Genomic DNA, 18,455 nt, shown 5'->3' on the forward strand with positions numbered 1-18,455 from the left:
TTTCCTTTGACACTGACCGCGAGTGAACGGCCATGACCAAAATTACTGATCTGCGTGTTTTCGACCTGCGTTTTCCGACCTCCCAGAGCCTCGACGGTTCGGATGCGATGAACCCCGACCCGGATTATTCGGCGGCTTATGTCATTCTCGATACCGATGAGCCGGGTCTCAAAGGCCACGGGCTGACCTTCACCATCGGCCGCGGTAACGATATCTGCTGCATGGCCATCGAAGCGATGCGTCATCTGGTCGTCGGCACCGATCTTGCCACCGTCACCGAGAACCCCGGCAAATACTGGCGGCATCTGACCAGCGACAGCCAGCTGCGCTGGATCGGGCCGGACAAGGGCGCGATGCATCTCGCCACCGGCGCCGTCGTCAATGCCGTGTGGGATCTGCTGGCCAAGAAGGCGGGCAAGCCGGTCTGGCAGCTCGTTGCCGATATGAGCCCGGAAGAAATCGCCGATATCGTCGACTATCGTTACTTGACCGACGTGCTGACCCGTGACGAGGCGCTTGCGATCCTCAAAAAAGCCGAAAGCGGCAAGAAGGAACGTATCGAGACGCTGAAGAGCGAAGGTTATGCCTGCTACACGACCTCGGCCGGCTGGCTCGGTTATGACGACGCCAAGCTGCGCCGCCTTTGCCAGGAAGCAATCGATGCAGGATTCAACCATGTAAAGATGAAGGTCGGCCGCGATCTGGAAGACGATATTCGTCGTCTCACTATCGCCCGCGAGGTGATTGGTCCCGACCGTTACCTCATGATCGATGCTAACCAGGTGTGGGAAGTGGATCAGGCGATTGACTGGGTGAAGAAGCTCGCTTTCGCCAAGCCATTCTTTATCGAGGAGCCGACGAGCCCGGACGATGTCGCCGGCCATCGCAAGATCCGCGCCGCCATCGGCCCGGTGAAGGTGGCGACCGGTGAAATGTGCCAGAACCGCATCATGTTCAAGCAGTTCATCGCCGAAGGCGCCATCGACGTGGTGCAGATCGACAGCTGCCGCATGGGGGGTCTGAACGAGGTGCTGGCGGTGCTGCTGATCGCCGCCAAATACAATCTGCCGGTCTGGCCGCATGCTGGCGGCGTCGGCCTTTGCGAATATGTGCAGCATCTGTCGATGATCGACTATCTGGTCGTATCAGGCACGAAGGAAGGCCGTGTGATCGAATATGTCGACCACCTGCACGAGCACTTCATCGAGCCCTGCGATATCAGAAATGCCGCTTACATGCCGCCGAAACTGCCGGGCTTCTCCATCGAAATGAAGCCGGAGTCGATTGAGACCTACACTTTCGAGGAATAGTCAAAGGATGACAGCGCCTCCTTGAGCCGCTGCCACTCCGTTTCGCTACCGGGAAGGCCGAAACGCATGTCGTTCGGCCTTTCATCAAAAATGCGGACCAGAATGCCGTGTCGGCCAAGATGGCTGAACAGGTCTGCGGTGCGGGGAGCCCGCACCAGAGTAAACAGCGAGGTGCCGCCGGCAATTGCCAGCCCCGCTTTCTCCAGCATGGCGTTCATGCGCCGGGCGTCTTCGGCAAGGTGCAGACGCATGGATGATTGCCATTCCTCATCCGCCAGAGCTTGTGTTGCGATATGCAGCGCCGGGCCGGAAACAGCCCAGGGGCCGAGCCTTGCCTCCAGTTCAGCAGCGATATCGGGCTGCGCAATCGCGAAACCCAGCCGAACGCCCGCCATGCCGTAAAATTTGCCGAATGAGCGCAGGACCACCAGCGCATCCTGACCGGCGGCATCTGCGAGGCTTTCGGCAAGTCCCGTCTCTATGAAGGCTTCGTCCACGACGAGCAGCCCACCCTTGCGGCGCATGGCGTCGGCCAGCGACAACAATGCGGCGCGATCCGTGATGCGACCATCGGGATTATTGGGATTGACCACCACGACATAGTCATGAGCCGACATCGCATTGATGTTTTCCACCTCGGTCATAGCCAGTCCGGCCATGCGTGCGGTCCGGGCATGTTCCGCATAGGCGGGTGAAAGTACGGCGCCGCTCTTGGCCCCGTGGGCGAGAGCGATCTGAGCCAGCAATGGCATCAGCATCTGGGTGCCGGGAGAAAGCGCCACATGCCGGGCGGAAGGCGCATCGAAATGCGCTGCGGCCAGATGTTTCAATTCTTCGGCGGCGTCCGGTTCCGGCAGGCGCGCGAATGCGCTGGCGGGGACCGGCGAATGCGGATAGGAGTGCGGATTGATCCCGGTCGAAAGGTCGATCCACGGTTCCGGCGCTTCAGGAAACATCAGACGCGCTCTGCCGAGATTGCCGCCGTGACGGATCGCAGCTTTCGCCTTTTCTGGTACTGTCTCGCCCATGTTTTTTGCTCTCGCTTTCCTGTCGCTCGTGATCGAACGCCTGACCGGCTATCCGGACTGGCTGTTCAAACGTATCGGCCATCCCGTCACCTGGATCGGTTCGCTTATCGCGCTGCTGGACAAAAAATGGAACCGGGAGAGCGCGTCATTTTCACAGCGCAAGGAGGCAGGCGTGGCGGCTCTCGTTGTTTTCGTCGGACTGACGCTGTTTGTCGCATGGTTAGCGCAATCCGTTCTGCTTTTCCTGCCCTTCGGCCTTTTGCTGGTCGCCGTGCTTGGCGCTTCGCTGCCGGCGCAGAAAAGTCTCGAGCAGCATGTGGAGGCTGTCGCCACTGCGCTGGAGCGTGAGGGTGTGGAAGGCGGTCGCAAGGCGGTATCGATGATCGTCGGGCGCGATCCGCAAAAGCTGGACGAGGCGGCGATCTGTCGGGCGGCCATCGAAAGTCTGGCCGAGAATTTTTCCGATGGCATCGTCGCGCCCGCCTTCTGGCTAGGTCTTCTGGGCCTGCCGGGCGGCGCGGCTTACAAGGCGATCAATACGGCCGACAGCATGATCGGCCATCGCTCACCCCGCCATGGGGCTTTCGGCTGGGCCTCCGCCCGGCTGGACGATCTGGTCAATCTGCCGGCCTCACGGTTGAGCGGCGGTCTGTTCGTTGTCGCGGCGTTTTTTGTTAGGGGCGCATCACCCGGCGGGGCCATGGCCGCGATACGTCGCGATGCCCATCATCACCGTTCTCCTAATGCCGGCTGGCCGGAGGCGGCGCTGGCTGGCGCTCTCGGCTTTGCGCTCGCGGGGCCGCGCTCCTATGGCGGGCAGATGATCGAGGCGCGTTTCATGGGCGAAGGCGGCAGGGCGGCGCTGGTCGCCGGCGATATTCGCAGGGCGCTGCGGCTTGCGCGAATTGCCGACCTGTTGTTGATCGGCCTGTTGGGACTTCTGGCGATCCTTATCGCGCTATAGCAAGCAGACGGTCGAGATCGAGGTGTTGTTCCATATGCGCCGCGAGGCGATCAAGAACGGCGTCCACCTGCGCATCGTAGTTCAGTTCCGTGTTCTGTCCGCCAAGCCGCTCAAGCCACGCGCCGCGTTGGCGGTCGTCCGAAAACAGGCCGTGAATATAGGTACCGAAGATGCGGCCGTCAGACGACACAGCGCCGTCTTCATGCCCATCGATTTTCGAAAAAGGCAGGCTGTCGGTTCCGCTCGTGGTTTCACCGACATGCATTTCATAGCCGGATAAATCAATACCGTCGAAACTTTTCCCTGTAACGGAAACCAGCCTTTTGTCCCCCGTCAGAACAGTGTCGACATCCAGTAGGCCGAGCCCGTCGACTGTTGCCTGCGGTCCTTCGATGCCTTCGGGATCGGCAACGGTTTTCCCAAGCATCTGGTAGCCGCCGCAGAGGCCCAGAACATGGCCGCCGCGTCTCACATGCGCCTTGATATCGATGTCGAGTCCCGTATTTTTCAGCACAGCAAGATCGGCGATGGTAGCTTTCGAGCCGCAAAGCAGTACCAGCCGGCAATCGGCGGGAATGGTTTCGCCCGGCCGCACGCGGATGAGCTCGACATCCGGTTCCATGTCCAGCGGATCGAGATCGTCGAAATTGGAAATATGCGGCAGGATCGGCACGGCGATGCGGATCTTCGCGCCAAGTTTCCGTTCAGCCGGGCCAGAAAGCCCGAGAGCATCTTCAGCCGGTAGCTTCGCGGCATCGGCAAAATGCGGCAAGAGCCCGATGGAGGCCCAGCCGGTTTTTTCCGCAATTATCCGCATGCCGTCTGAAAACAGGGCCGGATCACCGCGAAACCGATTGACGATGAAACCCTCGATCATCGCCGCGTCTTCAGCTTCGAGTACGGCTTTGGTGCCGACGAGGCTGGCGATGACACCGCCCCGGTCGATATCGCCGATCAGGATCACAGGCGCGTCCGCAGCTCTCGCAAAACCCATGTTGGCGATGTCATTGGCACGCAGGTTGATTTCGGACGCGCTGCCCGCGCCTTCCACCAGCACCAGATCGGCCTGTTGTTTCAGGCGGTTAAAGCTTTCGAGCACGCGCGGCATCAGCCCGGCCTTCATGTGCTGATAATCGGCCGCTTTGGCATTGCCGGCGATCTTGCCCTGCACCACCACCTGCGCGCCGGTCTCGCTCTGCGGCTTCAGGAGCACCGGGTTCATGTGCACGGAAAGCGGCACGCCCGCCGCCCGTGCCTGCAGCGCCTGCGCGCGGCCAATCTCGCCGCCATCGGCGGTGACCGCCGCATTGTTCGACATGTTCTGCGGTTTGAACGGCATGACGGACAGGCCGCGCCTGACGAAGGCACGGGCAAGGCCGGCCACCATCAGCGATTTACCGACATCCGAGCCGGTTCCCTGAAACATCAGCACGCGCGCAGTCATATCAGAATTCTATCCCCGCCTGCGCCTTCACGCCCGCCTTGAAGTGATGTTTCACGAGGGTCATTTCCGTCACCATATCGGCCGCGTCGATGAGCGGTTGCTTGGCATTGCGGCCGGTGACGATGACATGCAGATCGGGCCTGCGGCTGGAAAGCGTTTCGACCACCTCCTCCAGCGGCAGGTAATCGTAACGGAGCGCGATGTTCAGCTCATCGAGGATCAGCAGGCCGATGGTCTCATCCGCCATCAGGACCTTGGCTTCTTCCCAGGCCTTTGCCGCCGCCGCGACGTCGCGTTTCAAATCCTGCGTGTCCCAGGTGAACCCTTCGCCCATGGTGCGCCACACGACCCTGTCGCCGAACAAAGTCAGCGCCTGCTGTTCTCCCGTCGACCATGCGCCCTTGATGAATTGAACGACGCCCACCCGCCGCCCGGTGCCGAGCATGCGCAGGGCAAGGCCGAAAGCGGCGGTGGATTTGCCCTTGCCAGGACCGGTATTGATCATCAGCAGACCTTTTTCGATGGTCTTTTCCGCAACCTCGGCGTCCTGCACCGTCTTGCGGTTGACCATTTTCTGCCGGTGACGTTCGGCTTCGCTGTCGCTGATGTCGCGTGTCATCGCGTTTTCCTTTTCATCCAGCGGCGCGGGACCCGGTGCCCCCGCCATTCGGAGCGGCGACTATACCCAATTTGCCGCACCCGGCAATGTGCGGGCCACAGGGCTGCGGCATTGACCCTCACGCCCGTTCAGCCTAAGGGTAACGGACTGACGGTCTTTTCCCGGCAACGGGAAAAGCTAAGAGGGAACACGGTTCCAGCCCGACTACCGGGTCATTCCGTGGCTGCCCCCGCAACTGTAAGCGGTAAGCCCGCACCGTAAAGCCACTGGACACCTCAACGGGTTCGGGAAGGCGGTGTCAGGGTGTAAAGCCGCGAGCCAGGAGACCTGCCGTTTCAGGAAAAACGTCTGCCGGGCGGGGTGCTCCGGTCAGTCGGTTAGATCGAACATCCGGTTTGCGCCTGTCCGCATACCGTATTCGACATCCGCACCCCCGAGATTTTTTTGCAAGGCGCGGGAAACGATACGGTTTGGATATTTCAGCGACATCTTCATGTGCAGGCGGAAACACGCAGGACGAAACGGCGTCCGGCGTGACCGTCTTCGTTTGCAGAAGCTGTCGCGATGAAGCCGACCCCAATGCCGAACCGCGCCCCGGCTCACGCCTCGCCGATGCCGTCATCGCAAAGGCGGAGGAAACGGGTGTCACCGTTCGTTCCGTCAACTGCCTCGCCAATTGCAAGCGCGGGCTTAGCGCCGTGCTGCGCAGAGCCAATGGCTGGTCCTATGTCTTTGGCGGGCTGACAATAAGTGACGCGGAAGATTTGCTGACCGGTGCGCGGCTGCTGGCTGCCGCCCCCGACGGCCTGATGCCCTGGCGCGGCCGCCCCGAACCCTTAAAGCGCGGCATGGTGGCGCGCATTCCCCCATTCGATTTTACCGAGGAGAGATCATGAGCACCCTTCTGGACCGCGTTCCCTGCACCATCGTCACCGGCTTTCTGGGGGCTGGCAAAACCACGCTGCTGCGCGGCCTTCTCGAAAAGCTGGACGGCAAGCGGCTTGCGATCATCGTCAACGAATTCGGCGATATCGGCATCGATGGCGAGATTCTCAAAGGTTGCGGTATTGAAAGCTGCCCGGAAGAAAACATCGTCGAACTGGCCAATGGCTGCATCTGCTGCACGGTGGCGGATGATTTCCAGCCCGCCATCGAACAGATTCTGAGCCGCCAGCCGAAGGTGGAGCATATCCTCATCGAAACCTCGGGCCTCGCCCTGCCGAAGCCGCTGGTGCAGGCCTTCCAGTGGCCGGCGATCAAGAGCCGGGTGACGGTGGATGCCGTCGTGGCCGTGGTGGATGGCGCTGCCCTTGCCGAAGGGCAGGTGGCGCACGACATGGAAGCGCTCGCGGCCCAGCGGGCCAATGACGAGGCGCTCGATCACGATGACCCGGTCGAAGAGGTTTTCGAAGATCAGGTTGCCTGCGCCGATCTTATCGTGCTGACCAAGGCCGATCTTCTTGACGATGCCGGCCTGGACAAGGCCAAGGCGCATGTTCTCGAACATCTGCCGAAGGCGGCAAAGATCGTCGTGGCTTCCAACGGCGCCATCGACCCCGCCGTGCTGATCGGTCTTGGCCTTGCGGTGGAAGAGGATATCGAAAACCGCCGTACCCACCATGATGGCGAACTCGACCACGAGCATGACGATTTCGACAGCTTCGTCATCGATCTGCCGGCCGTGACCGACCCGGAAGCGCTGGCAGCCCGTATCGCCGAGACGGCGGCTGCGGAAAATGTCCTGCGCATCAAGGGCTTCATCGAGGTTTCCGCAAAGCCGATGCGCCTGCAGGTGCAGGCTGTCGGCAGCCGCGTCAACCATTATTACGACCGGCCCTGGGCCGCGGGTGAGGAACGGCGCAGCCGCCTCGTCGTCATCGGGGAAAAGGGCATCAACCGCGAAAAGATCGAACAGATGCTGGCCGCCTGACGATGCACATCCTCGCCACCACATCCTCGTCTCTGGACGACCTGATCGAGCCGGTTGATCTCAACCAGCCCCGGTCTGATGTGGTGATGCTGTCTTTTTCGGCAAGCGATCTGGCCGGCTTGGAACAGGCCTGGCGGCGAACAGAGGGTGCGCTCCCCTCCGTGTCAGCCGCCAACCTCTCCGAGCTTCGACATCCCATGTCGGTCGATCTCTGGATCGAAAAGACGGCAGAACATGCCAGGGTTATTCTTATCCGGATTCTCGGCGGTGCGGAACGCTGGCGTTACGGTGTCGATCAACTTTCCATTCTTGCGCGCAGGCGCGGCATCAAGCTTCTGCTTTTGCCGGGTGAGTGCAGCGAAAGGGACGAGAAACTGGAAGCGGCCTCGACCGTCGATCGGCGGATTTTGGCCTCGGTCCTCTCCTTCTTCCGTGAGGGCGGGCAGGAGAATATGGACCGGCTTGCCCTTGGTCTCGCCGCTCTTGCAAGGGGTGAGGCATGGCCGGATATTGAAGCCGAACCGCTGCCGAAAGCCGGTTTCTACCGGCCCGGCAGGGGCGTTGTGGATAGGGCGGAAGCCTGCGCGGGTTTTCCTGACGGTGCGCCCGTTCTGCCCATTCTGTTTTACCGTTCCATGCTTCTGGCGGCAGATGCAGCACCGGTGGACGTGCTTTTCGAGGCGCTCTCGCAGCGCGGTTTTGCACCCTTGCCGATTTTTGTCAGCGGTCTGAAGGATAGCGAGGCGATCCGTTTCCTCGAAACGGTGCTGCCCGATCTGAAGCCCGCCGCCATCATTGCCGCTACCGCCTTCGCCAGCCAGACGGATGACGACGGCACAACCCTGTTCGACCGTCTCGGCGTGCCCGTGTTTCAGGTGGTGATGGCGACGACACGGCGGGACGGATGGGCGGAAAATGCGCGCGGTCTCAATCCCTCCGATCTCGCCATGCATGTCGTCCTGCCGGAACTGGATGGTCGGATTCTCGCCGGTGCGATTTCGTTCAAACACGCGCGCATGGATGGCAGCGCGAGTTTGCTCAATGTACCCGAGGCTGATCGCGTCGAGCAGGTGGCAAATCGGATCGCCGCTTTCCTGCGGCTGAGGAATGCCCTTCCACGGGATCGCCGCATCGTCATTCTGATGCCGGATTATCCCGGTGCGGCGCCCGGACGAACCGGTTATGCCGTCGGTCTCGATGTGCCGCAAAGCGTTCTCGAAATGATGCAGGATCTCGCCGGGGCCGGTTATACGGTCAAGGATATTCCTAAGACCGCGCGGGCGCTGCTCGACTGTGTCGAACAGCAGGAAGCGACAATAGATCTTTCCACCTACGAGGCTTTTTTCTCCGCCTTGCCCTCGGCATCTGCCGGGGCCGTAAACGCGACATGGGGCGTGGCAACCGATGACGATGCACTCGTCGATGGTGTATTCCGGTTCCACGCCGCCCGTTTCGGCGAAGTGTTCGTGGCGCTAGCGCCGGACAGGGGCCGCAATGAGGATCGTCGGGTGGACTATCACGACCCTGCCTTGCCGCCGCGTCACGCGCTTGTTGCCTTCGGTGCATGGATGAGGCGGATTGCGGGTGCGCATGCCATCGTGCATGTTGGCGCGCACGGCACGCTGGAATGGCTGCCCGGCAAAACGGTGGCGCTTTCCCGTGATTGTTTTCCCGAAATCGTCACCGGCTCGCTGCCGGTGGTCTATCCTTTCATCGTTTCCAATCCGGGCGAAGCGGCGGTCGCCAAGCGGCGGATCGCGGCTGTGACCATCGGCCATGTCCCGCCCGTGCTGGTCAATGCCGGGCTTTCGCCGGAACAGTTGGCGCTGGAGCAGCTGGTCGATGAATATGCGCAGGCGGATGGTCTGGATCGCCGCCGCCGTGATCGGCTGGCGAAACTGATCGTCGAAAAGGCGTTGGAGACCGGGCTTGCGGCGGAAGCGGGCGTGGCTGCGAAAGATGATGCCGATGCGGCCCTCTCACGTATCGACGCTTTTCTCTGCGACCTCAAGGATTTCGCCATCAAGGATGGCCAGCATGTTTTTGGCCGCTGCGCGAAAGACGAGACCGATCTTCTGAGGCTCGAAAGCGCCAAATCGGAAAAAGCTGCCCTGCTGGCTGCGCTCGATGGCCGACATATCGTCCCCGGCCCTTCCGGCGCACCTGCGCGCGGGCGGCTCGATGTGCTGCCCACGGGCCGCAATCTCTATGCCGCCGATCCGCGCACCATGCCGACGCCGACGGCGTTCGAGTTGGGCCGCATGGCGGGCGAAGAAGTGCTGCGCCATCATCTGCAGTCCCATGGCGACTGGCCGAAACATCTGGTTTTCGATCTGTGGGGCAGCGCCAGCCTGCGCAATGGCGGTGAGGATGTGGCGCAGGCGCTGTATCTGATGGGGGCGAGACCGATCCACGACCCCGCCACCGGCCGGGTCACCGGTATCGAGGTTCTGCCGCCGGCGATCCTGGGGCGGCCGCGTGTCGACGTCACCTTTCGTATTTCCGGCCTGTTCCGCGACATGTTTCCGGCGCTGATCGCGCTTCTCGACGCCGCCGCCAAGGCCATTGCGCGGCGGGAGGAAGCGCCTGGCGACAATCCGCTTGCGGAAGAGGCCGCCACGCTCGGGCATATTCCGGCGCGTATTTTCGGCTCGGCGCCCGGCACCTATGGTGCCGGTATCGAAGAAAAGCTTGCCAGCGGGAAATGGGACGAACGCGAAGAGCTGGGGCAGGCCTATCTCGATGCGGCGAGCCACGCTTTCGGCGGTGCGGACGGGCTGGAGATTTTCGAAGATACCGGTTTTGTGGAGCTGGTCAGGCGCGCCGATCTTCTGGTTCATACCGGGGACGATCCGGGCCGCGACCTTCTGGACGGTTCTTCGGATGTCGCCTTCATCGGCGGTTTTTCCGCCGCGAAAGCTGTGCTTGGCGGCGTCGCCGATATTGTTGCGCTGGATACGACAGATCCGGCGCGCCCGCGTGCAAGGTCGATGACGCAGGCGCTGACGCGGGTGGTGCGCGCGCGTGCCGTCAATCCCCGCTTCATTGCCGGCCAGATGCGGCACGGTCCGCGCGGGGCGGCGGAATTCCTCGAGACGGTGGACCGGTTGATCGGTTTTGCCGAAACCACCCATGCGGTGTCCTCCTCGTTGATCGAGGCGCTTTACGATGCCTACTTCGGCGATGAGGATGTGCGCGATTTCATCCTGCGGGAAAACCCGAAAGCGGCGCAGGTGATGGCCGGACGCTTTTTATCCGCCCGTCGTCGCGGGTTGTGGCATAGCCGCCGCAACGCGGTGGATGCGGAACTTGAAATGCTGATCCTGCCGCGCTCCCAAAGGATGGAGGCGTGATGATGGCCGCTGCCGATCCCGTTCAGCCATTTGGCCGCCGTGGTCTCTGCCCGGCCCTGTCCGCTCCCATGCGCACCGGTGACGGTTTTTTGTCGCGGATCGCTTTCGAGGCGGATATCGACCCGCGTGACATGGTGGTGCTTTGCCATCTTGCCGAGCGGCATGGCAACGGATTGATCGACATTACCGCCCGCGGCAGCCTGCAATTTCGCGGCCTGACGCCGGAAAGCGCCTGCGCTCTGGAAAAAGACGTTCTGGCGCTGGAGTTGCCGCTGCGCGCGGGGCTCGGGGTCGAGACGTCGCCTCTCGCCGGTCGGGATGACACGGAGATTGCCGATGGTGGCCCTCTCGCCGAGGAGATTCGAAAAGAGGCCGACAGGCTCGTTCTCCATGAAAAGCTTGCCGCTAAAATGTCTGTCGTCATTGATGGCGGCGGGCGCCTTTCCATGGAAGATTTGCTGGCCGATATTCGCTTGAAAGCTGTGTCGCTTGATGGGCGGAGCGTCTGGCGATTGCTCGTGGGTGGGCCGGAAAGCAGGGCGCTGAATGCCGGCTTGGTCGAGACGGACATAGCGGCGGGTGTCGTCCTGTCGCTGCTCGTCTATCTGGCCGGCGAAGGGCCGCTTGCCCGTGGCCGCGATCTGGACCATTCGACGATAAAAGCGATCTGCGGTGATCGCCTGTTGGATCGTGTGATTGTTGATGACGCTAGGGCGGCCTCTGCGTCTCTCGGACTGATGATGACGGGAAAGGATCGCTTCGCCATTGCTGTCGCGCCTGCTTTCGGGCAAATCCGGGCCTGCGATTTGTCGCATCTCTGCGAACAGGCCGGTACCCTCGGCATCACGGCCCTGCGGCCGGCACCAAACCATAGCCTGCTATTCTTTGGATCGTCCTCTGCCTGCGGCGCATTGCTTCAGATTGCAAGGGCGTCCGGTTTCATCGCGACGGCAGGTGATGCCCGCTCTTCTATTGCCGCCTGTCCCGGCGCGCCGGGCTGCGCTTCGGCTTTTCTTCCCACCCATGAGTTGGCGGCCTTTGTATCTGAGGAATACGCCTCGTTCCTGGATGGCTCCTTCACGCTGCATATTTCCGGCTGCGGCAAAGGTTGCGCGCACCCCGCGCCGTCGCTTCTCACTTTTTCCGGCACCGCCGATGGCCTGGCCTTTTCGATTTCGGGCCGCGCCGGCGACGTGCCGGATGGCATTTTACCTTTCCAGCATCAGAGGACGGCGCTTTCGCGGCTTGCCCGTCTTTACGAAAAAGAACATAAGCCCGGTGAAAACGCCGCCACCCTGTTTGCCCGGCTGGGCAAACAGGCGATCGGTGCGACGCTTCGACAGGATGACCGATGACCGACTATGACTATATTCGTGACGGTAATGCGATCTATGAGCGCTCCTTTGCCATCATTCGTGAGGAAGCGGATTTGTCTGCCTTTGCCGAAGAGCAGGCGGATATCGCCATTCGCATGATCCACGCCTGCGGGCAGGTGGAGGCAGCCAGCCATTTCCGCTTTTCGCCGGATTTTGTTGCCGCTGCACGTGGTGCTCTACGAGCCGGCAAGCCTGTTCTCTGCGATGCGGAAATGGTTGCCCATGGCGTGACGCGCGCCCGCCTTCCGGCTGATAATGATGTGGTTTGTACCCTTCGCGATCCCCGCACGCCGGAGCTGGCGAAAAAGATCGGCAACACCCGCTCCGCCGCCGCGCTCGATCTGTGGGCAGAGAAGCTGGACGGCGCTCTGGTTGCCATTGGCAATGCGCCGACTGCACTGTTCTATTTGCTTGAGATGCTGGAAAAAGGTGCCGCGCGCCCGGCCGCCATCATCGGCATGCCGGTTGGCTTTGTCGGTGCGGCGGAATCGAAAGACGCGCTGGAGGCAAGTTCGCTCGGCATTCCTTATGCCATCGTCAAGGGACGCATGGGTGGTTCGGCCATGACGGCTGCCGCCATCAACGCGGTTGCGAGGGCTGGCCTGTGAGTGCGGCGCTTTTCGAACATCCGAAGGGTAAACTCGTGGGCGTCGGCACTGGCCCCGGAGATCCCGAGCTTCTGACGCTGAAGGCTGTCCGCGCCATTGAAAACGCCGATGTGCTTGCCTTCTTCTGCAAGAAAGGCGGCAGCGGCAACGGTCGCGGTATTGTCGAAGCCTTCATCCGGCCCGGCACGCTGGAAATGCCGCTGGTCTATCCGGTAACCGTCGAAAGCGACAAAAACGGTAACGATTACCGTGATGCCATCGCCGCCTTTTTCGATCAGTCGGCGAAGGACATCGCTGTGCATCTCGAAGCCGGGCGCAATGTCGCCGTGCTGTCGGAAGGCGATCCGCTGTTTTACGGTTCTTATATGCACCTTCATTTGCGGCTTGCGCCATCTTACCCGGCGGAAGTCGTTGCTGGCATCACGGCCATGTCCGGCTGCTGGTCCATGGCCGGCCTGCCGCTGGTACAGGGCGACGATATTTTGAGCGTGCTTCCCGGTACGCTCGGCGAAGATGTTCTAACGGAACGTCTGTCCGGCACGGATGGCGCGGTGATCATGAAGGTAGGACGCAACCTGCCAAAGATTCGCCGGGCGCTGGAAAAGGCCGGTAAGCTTGAAGAGGCGCTTTATGTCGAGCGCGGCACCATGGTCAACAGCCAAGCGGTGCGGCTCATCGAACGCGATGCATCGCCTGCACCCTATTTTTCGCTGGTTCTGGTGCCGGGCTGGAAAACCAGACCCTCTGCTGGTGAAAAGCCATGACGGGCAGACTGGTCGTTGTCGGCCTCGGCCCGGGCAGTGCGGTGCAGATAACGCCGGAGGCGCTTGCCGCTGTCGAGGCCTCGGAGGATTTCTTCGGCTATATTCCCTATCTCGACCGTCTATCGCTGAGGCCCGATCAACGCCGCCATGCTTCGGACAATCGTGAGGAAATCTCCCGCGCAGAACAGGCGCTGCGACTTGCAGCTTCCGGCGGCAAGGTCTGTGTGGTGTCTGGCGGCGATCCCGGCGTTTTCGCCATGGCGGCGGCGGTTTGCGAGGCTATCGAAAGTGGCCCCGCCGAATGGCGCGATATCGATTTCTCCGTCGTGCCCGGTGTGACTGCCATGCTGGCCGTAGCCGCAAAGGCCGGCGCGCCGCTTGGCCATGATTTCTGCGCCATTTCGCTGTCGGATAATCTGAAACCCTGGGGCATCATTGAAAAACGGCTGATCGCGGCGGCGCAAGCAGGTTTTGTGATGGCGTTCTACAATCCCGTCAGCAGGGCGCGGCCGCACCAGCTCGGTACCGCTTTTGATCTATTGCGGGCGCATTTGCCCGGTTCGGTGCCGGTGATCTTCGGTCGGGCGGCAGGCCGGGCGGATGAGCGTATTCGGGTCGTGCCTCTTTCGGAAGCCTCGAGCGATATGGCGGATATGGCTACCTGCATCATCGTCGGCTCGGTTGAAACCCGTCTGATCGAACGTGCCGGCAACGAACCGCTGGTTTATTCGCCGCGTTTTTCGAGAAGAGAGAGCTGATGGCGAATGGCGGTGAGCGCAGCGGCAATATCCGGCACCGTCACGTCATTCAGGGGCGCGCCGTTCCGCTGTCGCGGCCGGTCGATCATGATGACCGGCAGGCCGAGCCGTCGCGCTGCTTCGATCTTGCCATAGCTCGCGCTGCCACCGGAGTTTTTCGAGATCACCGTCTCGATGCAGTTTTCTTCCAGCATGCGGATTTCGTCGTCCAGCGCAAAGGGGCCGCGCGCGGTAATATAGCGCGCATGCGGCAGTTTCAGCGGAGGCTCCACCGGGTCGACGCTGCGGATGAGATAGTTGTGCCGGGGCGCGGTTTCGAAAGGAAGAAGCTCCTGTCGGCCGAGCGCCAGAAATACATGTTTGCTTTCGTCGCCGAGCGCGGTGACAGCCTGTTCGACGCTGTCGACCTCATGCCACCTGTCACCCGGCTGGCATTGCCAGGCAGGGCGCGAAAGAACGACCAGCGGAACTTTGGCAAGCCCTGCGGCCTCAATGGCATTGGCGGAAATCTTCGCCGCATAGGGATGGGTGGCGTCCACCAGAATATCGAAATCCTCGGTGCTAATGAAATCCGCGAGACCGCCCGCGCCGCCAAAACCGCCGCTGCGCATCGGCACCGGCTGTTCGACCGGCGAGAGCGTGCGGCCGGCCATGGAGAGCAGAATTCGATAGCCGGATTCTTCCGCCAGCCTGCCTGCCAGAATGCGGGCATGCGCCGTGCCGCCAAGGATGAGTATGGAGCGTGTCATGACGTCTGAATATTCCGGAACGGGCGATGCTTCCACAGAAAAGAAAGAAAAGCCCTGGCTTTCCATCGTCGGTATTGGTGAGGATGGGCTTGAGGGGCTGGGCCGGAACGCGATCAAGGCGATAGAGGCGGCTGAGGTGGTTTTCGGCGGCAAACGCCATCTGGAACTGGCGGCTGAGGCCATTCTTGGCGAAGCACGGCGCTGGCCGGTGCCGTTCGATACGGATATGGGCGATGTCGTGGCGCTGCGCGGCAAGCGGGTTTGTGTGCTGGCTTCCGGCGATCCGTTCTTTTATGGCGTCGGTGTTACGCTTTTGCGGCGGATTGAGGCGGGTGAGACAGTTTCTTATCCCTCGCCCTCCGCTTTCTCGCTGGCCGCCGCACGGCTTGGCTGGGCGCTGCAATCGGTCGAATGCGTTTCGCTGCACGGACGTTCCATCGATCTCCTGCGGCCGTATCTCCATGCCGGTGCACGCATCATCGCGCTTACCTCGGACGCCCACGCCCCGGCCTTGATCGCGGAATTGTTGTCCGATTTGGGTTTCGGCCAGTCGGAATTCATCTTGCTTGAAGCCCTGGGTGGAGAGCGGGAGAGGCGGCGGCAGGTCAGGGCGGCTGATTTTACATTTGCTGATATTGATCCGCTGAACGTGGTGGCGATTGATGTCATGGCGAATGAAGGTGCGCGCGTTCTGCCTTTTACAGCTGGGTTTGATGACAGCCTGTTCGAACATGATGGGCAAATCACCAAGCGTGAAATCCGCGCCGTGACAATTTCCTCTCTTGCCCCACGGCGGGGTGAGTTGCTGTGGGATATCGGTGCCGGTTCGGGTTCGATCGGCATCGAATGGATGTTGTCCCACCCCTCCCTCCGTGCCATCGCCTTAAACAACACCCGGAAAGGGCGGAACGTATCGCTCGCAATGCCGAAGCTTTCGGTGTGCCGGGGCTTGAGGTCATGATCGGCGCGGCCCCTGCGGCTTTTGAAGGCTTGCCTCAGCCGGATGCGATTTTCATTGGCGGCGGCGGCAGTGAAGCGGGCGTGCTCGAGGGGGCTATGGAGGCCCTGAAACCCGGCGGGCGGCTGGTCGCCAATGCGGTGACGCTGGAAATGGAGGCGGTGCTGCTTGCCGCCCATGCGCGGCTCGGCGGCTCGATGATCCGTCTGGATGTGTCGCGAGTGACGGCCGTTGGCTCCATGTCGGGCTGGCGTCCGGCAATGCCGGTGACGCAGTGGAGCTGGAACAAGCCATGGTGACCGTGGCTGGCATAGGCTGCCGCAGAGGCACGGGTTCAGATGCTGTTATTGCCGCTGTGCGCGCTGCGGAGCATGCTTTGGGAATGAGGGCGGAATGCCTGGCGACTGCGCCGCTCAAAGCCGATGAAGCCGGTCTTGTGGAAGCGGCGAAAAGCCTGTCGCTGCCGCTTGAAATCGTATCGCAGGAACGGCTTGAGGCGGTTGCTTCGAAAACAATGACATTTTCACAGGCAAGCCTTGATCATGCCGGCTCGCCAAGTGTGAGCGAAGCGGCGGCGCTTGCCGCCGCCGGAGAGAATGCAAGGCTGGTCGCGCCGCGTCTTGTGGTTGGCGATGTGACGGTGGCCATCGCAACCACTGACGATGCCTCGCATGATGGTGGCTGCGCCATCGAATATGGAGAACAACAATGACGGTTCATTTCATCGGCGCCGGTCCGGGCGCCGCCGATCTCATTACGGTGCGCGGGCGCGATCTTATCGCCGCCTGCCCGGTATGTCTTTATGCCGGCTCGCTGGTTCCGAAGGCGCTCATCGAATATTGCCCGCCGGGCGCCCGCATCGTCGATACGGCAGCACTTTCGCTTGACGAGATCGAGGCGGAATTCGTGGCCGCAGCAGAGGCCGGCAAGGATGTGGCGCGGCTGCATTCCGGCGACCTTTCCGTCTGGAGCGCCATGGGCGAGCAGATTCGCCGGCTGGAGCGACTGGGTCTCGATTATACCGTCACGCCGGGCGTGCCCTCCTTTGCCGCTGCGGCCGCCACCTTGCAGCGGGAACTGACGGTGCCGGAAGTGGCGCAGAGCCTTGTGCTGACTCGTATTTCCGGGCGCGCATCGAAGATGCCTGACGGTGAGACGCTGAAGGCTTTCGGTGCGACGGGCGCAACGCTCGCCGTCCATCTCGCCATTCATGCCATCGGCAAGGTGGTGGAAGAGCTGACGCCGCTTTATGGCTCCGATTGCCCGGTCGCCATCGTCGTTCGCGCCTCCTGGCCGGATGAGCGGGTCATTCGCGGCACGCTGTTCGACATTGAGGACAAGCTCGCCGCCGAACCGGTGGAGCGGACGGCCCTTATCTTCGTTGGGCGTGGACTTGCCTCGACGGATTTTCGCGAAAGCGCGCTTTATAGCACCGACTATGTGCGGCGGTTCCGGTCTCCGAAGGAAGATGCGAAAGGCTGATGCGACGGCGTGGAGGCGGTGCGGCCCTTGAGCGCGCCCTGACGATCGAACACCAGAATATCGAGCGCAATGGCCGGCGTCTTCAGCGCCGCCGCTGCGGTTACCCAGGCTTTTTCCGCAACTACCGCACCGAGGTCTATCCCCGCGCCCTCGGCCAATTCAAAGGCGTGTGCGACCATGTTGGCCTGACGGATGGCAATGGCGAGATTTTCATCTCCTCCGGCCTCCGTCGCCAATGCCGCCAGCGCATCGAGATCGGCCAGCCCCTTCTTGGAGTGCACGTCGAGCATGCCCTGAGCAAGCTTGGTCATCTTGGCGACGCCGCCGGCAATCGTCACCCGCTCGACGGGGTGGCTGCGCAGGTATTTCAACATGCCGCCGATGAAATCGCCCATGTCGATCAGTGCGGTTTCCGGCAGATCGTAAAGCGCCTGCCCGGCTTTTTCGGAGGTGTTGCCGGTAGCACCAAGCACATGGGTGCAGCCGGTGGCGCGCGCCACATCGATGCCACGCCAGATGGAATGGATCCATGCCGAGCAGGAAAAGGGAATGACGATGCCGGTGGTGCCGAGGATGGAAATGCCGCCGACGATGCCGAGCCTGCCGTTCAGGGTTTTTTCCGCCAGTTTTTCGCCGTCGCGGACGGAAATCTCGACCTCGAAATCGGCCTCCTCGCCAGCCACTTCGCGAATGGCGGTTTCGATCATCTTGCGCGGCACGGGGTTGATGGCGGGTTCTCCCGGCGGCAGGGGCAGGCCCGGCCGGGTGATGGTGCCGACGCCCTTTCCGGCCTTGAAGATGATCCCGCTTCCCGGTTGACCTCGCCGCACCGTGCTTTCGATCAGGGCACCGTGGGTAACGTCCGGATCGTCTCCGGCATCCTTGACGACGCCGGCGCGCGCGAAGTTTTCGCCTTTTTCCTTGGTGGCGAGGGAAAATGCCGGCCTCGCGCCGCTTGGAAGTTCGACCTCGACAGGGTAAGGAAACTCGCCGGTCAGAAGGGCGGCGCAGGCCGCCTTCGTGGCGGCTGCCGCGCAGGTGCCCGTGGTCCAGCCGCGGCGAAGGGTCTTTCCATCCGTATCCATATGAATTTCTATAGCCGGGACGGCTTT

General features: G+C 61.9%; 16 protein-coding genes, 1 pseudogene and 1 riboswitch. Of the genes and pseudogenes, 12 read left to right on the forward strand and 5 right to left on the reverse strand.

All coding sequences use genetic code 11. The features are described from left to right. The first annotated feature begins 32 nt into the window (after positions 1-32). Positions 33-1,310, forward strand: a complete 1,278-nt coding sequence (locus L901_RS19820; protein ID WP_059759734.1) for an L-fuconate dehydratase — start codon at positions 33-35, stop codon at positions 1,308-1,310. Here L901_RS19820 and cobD read toward each other — a convergent pair. Beyond that, positions 1,292-2,338 carry a threonine-phosphate decarboxylase CobD gene (gene cobD / locus L901_RS19825; RefSeq protein ID WP_059759736.1) on the reverse strand — a complete coding sequence of 349 codons (1,047 nt, stop codon included), beginning with the start codon at positions 2,336-2,338 and terminating at the stop codon, positions 1,292-1,294. The genes L901_RS19820 and cobD overlap by 19 nt on opposite strands. Here cobD and cbiB point away from each other — a divergent pair. Then, positions 2,337-3,302: an adenosylcobinamide-phosphate synthase CbiB gene (gene cbiB, locus L901_RS19830; RefSeq protein ID WP_059759738.1), complete on the forward strand. Its 966-nt coding sequence runs from the start codon at positions 2,337-2,339 to the stop codon at positions 3,300-3,302. The two genes, cobD and cbiB, sit on opposite strands and share 2 nt — an antisense overlap. Here cbiB and L901_RS19835 read toward each other — a convergent pair. Beyond that, entirely contained in the window at positions 3,289-4,746 is a 1,458-nt protein-coding gene (locus L901_RS19835; protein ID WP_059759740.1) for a cobyric acid synthase, read from the reverse strand. The genes cbiB and L901_RS19835 overlap by 14 nt on opposite strands. Position 4,747: 1 nt before the next feature. Further along, positions 4,748-5,365 (reverse strand): cob(I)yrinic acid a,c-diamide adenosyltransferase, encoded by a 618-nt coding sequence (gene cobO / locus L901_RS19840; RefSeq protein WP_059760031.1) that lies wholly within the window; start codon positions 5,363-5,365, stop codon positions 4,748-4,750. Positions 5,366-5,499: 134 nt separating this feature from the next. Continuing rightward, positions 5,500-5,715, forward strand: a riboswitch (cobalamin riboswitch). A gap of 120 nt (positions 5,716-5,835) precedes the next feature. Between cobO and L901_RS19845 the strand changes: the two genes are divergently transcribed. The 7 genes from L901_RS19845 to L901_RS19875 are packed head-to-tail and all read left to right on the forward strand — an operon-like array spanning position 5,836 to position 14,154. Then, positions 5,836-6,261 carry a DUF1636 family protein gene (locus tag L901_RS19845; RefSeq protein ID WP_059759742.1) on the forward strand — a complete coding sequence of 142 codons (426 nt, stop codon included), beginning with the start codon at positions 5,836-5,838 and terminating at the stop codon, positions 6,259-6,261. Beyond that, positions 6,258-7,295 (forward strand): cobalamin biosynthesis protein CobW, encoded by a 1,038-nt coding sequence (cobW, locus tag L901_RS19850; RefSeq protein WP_059759744.1) that lies wholly within the window; start codon positions 6,258-6,260, stop codon positions 7,293-7,295. The genes L901_RS19845 and cobW overlap by 4 nt, the downstream gene beginning before the upstream one ends. 2 nt (positions 7,296-7,297) lie before the next feature. Then, positions 7,298-10,648 (forward strand): cobaltochelatase subunit CobN, encoded by a 3,351-nt coding sequence (gene cobN / locus L901_RS19855; RefSeq protein ID WP_059759746.1) that lies wholly within the window; start codon positions 7,298-7,300, stop codon positions 10,646-10,648. Continuing rightward, entirely contained in the window at positions 10,648-12,003 is a 1,356-nt protein-coding gene (gene cobG / locus L901_RS19860; protein WP_059759748.1) for a precorrin-3B synthase, read from the forward strand. Before cobN ends, cobG begins: the two co-directional genes overlap by 1 nt. Then, the gene (locus L901_RS19865; protein WP_059759750.1) at positions 12,000-12,632 is read left to right on the forward strand and encodes a precorrin-8X methylmutase; all 633 of its coding nucleotides are present in this window, start codon (positions 12,000-12,002) and stop codon (positions 12,630-12,632) included. Before cobG ends, L901_RS19865 begins: the two co-directional genes overlap by 4 nt. Beyond that, a complete protein-coding gene (locus tag L901_RS19870; RefSeq protein WP_059759752.1) occupies positions 12,629-13,396 on the forward strand; it encodes a precorrin-2 C(20)-methyltransferase in 768 nt (255 codons plus the stop codon). The genes L901_RS19865 and L901_RS19870 overlap by 4 nt, the downstream gene beginning before the upstream one ends. Next, positions 13,393-14,154: a precorrin-3B C(17)-methyltransferase gene (locus L901_RS19875; RefSeq protein WP_059759754.1), complete on the forward strand. Its 762-nt coding sequence runs from the start codon at positions 13,393-13,395 to the stop codon at positions 14,152-14,154. Before L901_RS19870 ends, L901_RS19875 begins: the two co-directional genes overlap by 4 nt. Here the strand turns inward: L901_RS19875 and L901_RS19880 are convergent. Continuing rightward, the gene (locus L901_RS19880; RefSeq protein WP_059759756.1) at positions 14,121-14,903 is read right to left on the reverse strand and encodes a cobalt-precorrin-6A reductase; all 783 of its coding nucleotides are present in this window, start codon (positions 14,901-14,903) and stop codon (positions 14,121-14,123) included. The genes L901_RS19875 and L901_RS19880 overlap by 34 nt on opposite strands. Between L901_RS19880 and cbiE the strand changes: the two are divergent. The 3 genes and pseudogenes from cbiE (at position 14,902) to cobM (ending at position 17,343) form a co-directional block, all read left to right on the forward strand. Further along, positions 14,902-16,160, forward strand: a pseudogene (gene cbiE / locus L901_RS19885) (precorrin-6y C5,15-methyltransferase (decarboxylating) subunit CbiE). The gene L901_RS19880 and the pseudogene cbiE overlap by 2 nt on opposite strands. Continuing rightward, on the forward strand, positions 16,154-16,573 hold the full coding sequence (locus L901_RS19890) for a cobalamin biosynthesis protein (RefSeq protein ID WP_059759758.1): 420 nt from the start codon (positions 16,154-16,156) through the stop codon (positions 16,571-16,573). Before cbiE ends, L901_RS19890 begins: the two are co-directional and overlap by 7 nt. Then, positions 16,570-17,343, forward strand: a complete 774-nt coding sequence (gene cobM / locus L901_RS19895; RefSeq protein WP_059759759.1) for a precorrin-4 C(11)-methyltransferase — start codon at positions 16,570-16,572, stop codon at positions 17,341-17,343. Before L901_RS19890 ends, cobM begins: the two co-directional genes overlap by 4 nt. Here cobM and L901_RS19900 read toward each other — a convergent pair. Continuing rightward, entirely contained in the window at positions 17,298-18,428 is a 1,131-nt protein-coding gene (locus L901_RS19900; protein WP_059759761.1) for a cobalt-precorrin-5B (C(1))-methyltransferase, read from the reverse strand. The two genes, cobM and L901_RS19900, sit on opposite strands and share 46 nt — an antisense overlap. Positions 18,429-18,455: the final 27 nt, after the last annotated feature.

The sequence above is a fragment of the Agrobacterium sp. D14 genome, assembly GCF_001526505.1.
Classification (GTDB): Bacteria; Pseudomonadota; Alphaproteobacteria; order Rhizobiales; family Rhizobiaceae; genus Agrobacterium; species Agrobacterium leguminum.

Coding starts and splice junctions, on each gene's coding strand:
- L901_RS19865 (WP_059759750.1), top strand. CDS start 12,000: ATGACCGACTATGACTATATTCGTGACGGTAATGCGATCTATGAGCGC.
- cobD (WP_059759736.1), bottom strand. CDS start 2,338: ATGGGCGAGACAGTACCAGAAAAGGCGAAAGCTGCGATCCGTCACGGC.
- L901_RS19875 (WP_059759754.1), top strand. CDS start 13,393: ATGACGGGCAGACTGGTCGTTGTCGGCCTCGGCCCGGGCAGTGCGGTG.
- cobO (WP_059760031.1), bottom strand. CDS start 5,365: ATGACACGCGACATCAGCGACAGCGAAGCCGAACGTCACCGGCAGAAA.
- cobN (WP_059759746.1), top strand. CDS start 7,298: ATGCACATCCTCGCCACCACATCCTCGTCTCTGGACGACCTGATCGAG.
- L901_RS19835 (WP_059759740.1), bottom strand. CDS start 4,746: ATGACTGCGCGCGTGCTGATGTTTCAGGGAACCGGCTCGGATGTCGGT.
- cobM (WP_059759759.1), top strand. CDS start 16,570: ATGACGGTTCATTTCATCGGCGCCGGTCCGGGCGCCGCCGATCTCATT.
- cobW (WP_059759744.1), top strand. CDS start 6,258: ATGAGCACCCTTCTGGACCGCGTTCCCTGCACCATCGTCACCGGCTTT.
- cbiB (WP_059759738.1), top strand. CDS start 2,337: ATGTTTTTTGCTCTCGCTTTCCTGTCGCTCGTGATCGAACGCCTGACC.
- cobG (WP_059759748.1), top strand. CDS start 10,648: ATGATGGCCGCTGCCGATCCCGTTCAGCCATTTGGCCGCCGTGGTCTC.
- L901_RS19820 (WP_059759734.1), top strand. CDS start 33: ATGACCAAAATTACTGATCTGCGTGTTTTCGACCTGCGTTTTCCGACC.
- L901_RS19890 (WP_059759758.1), top strand. CDS start 16,154: ATGGTGACCGTGGCTGGCATAGGCTGCCGCAGAGGCACGGGTTCAGAT.
- L901_RS19880 (WP_059759756.1), bottom strand. CDS start 14,903: ATGACACGCTCCATACTCATCCTTGGCGGCACGGCGCATGCCCGCATT.
- L901_RS19900 (WP_059759761.1), bottom strand. CDS start 18,428: ATGGATACGGATGGAAAGACCCTTCGCCGCGGCTGGACCACGGGCACC.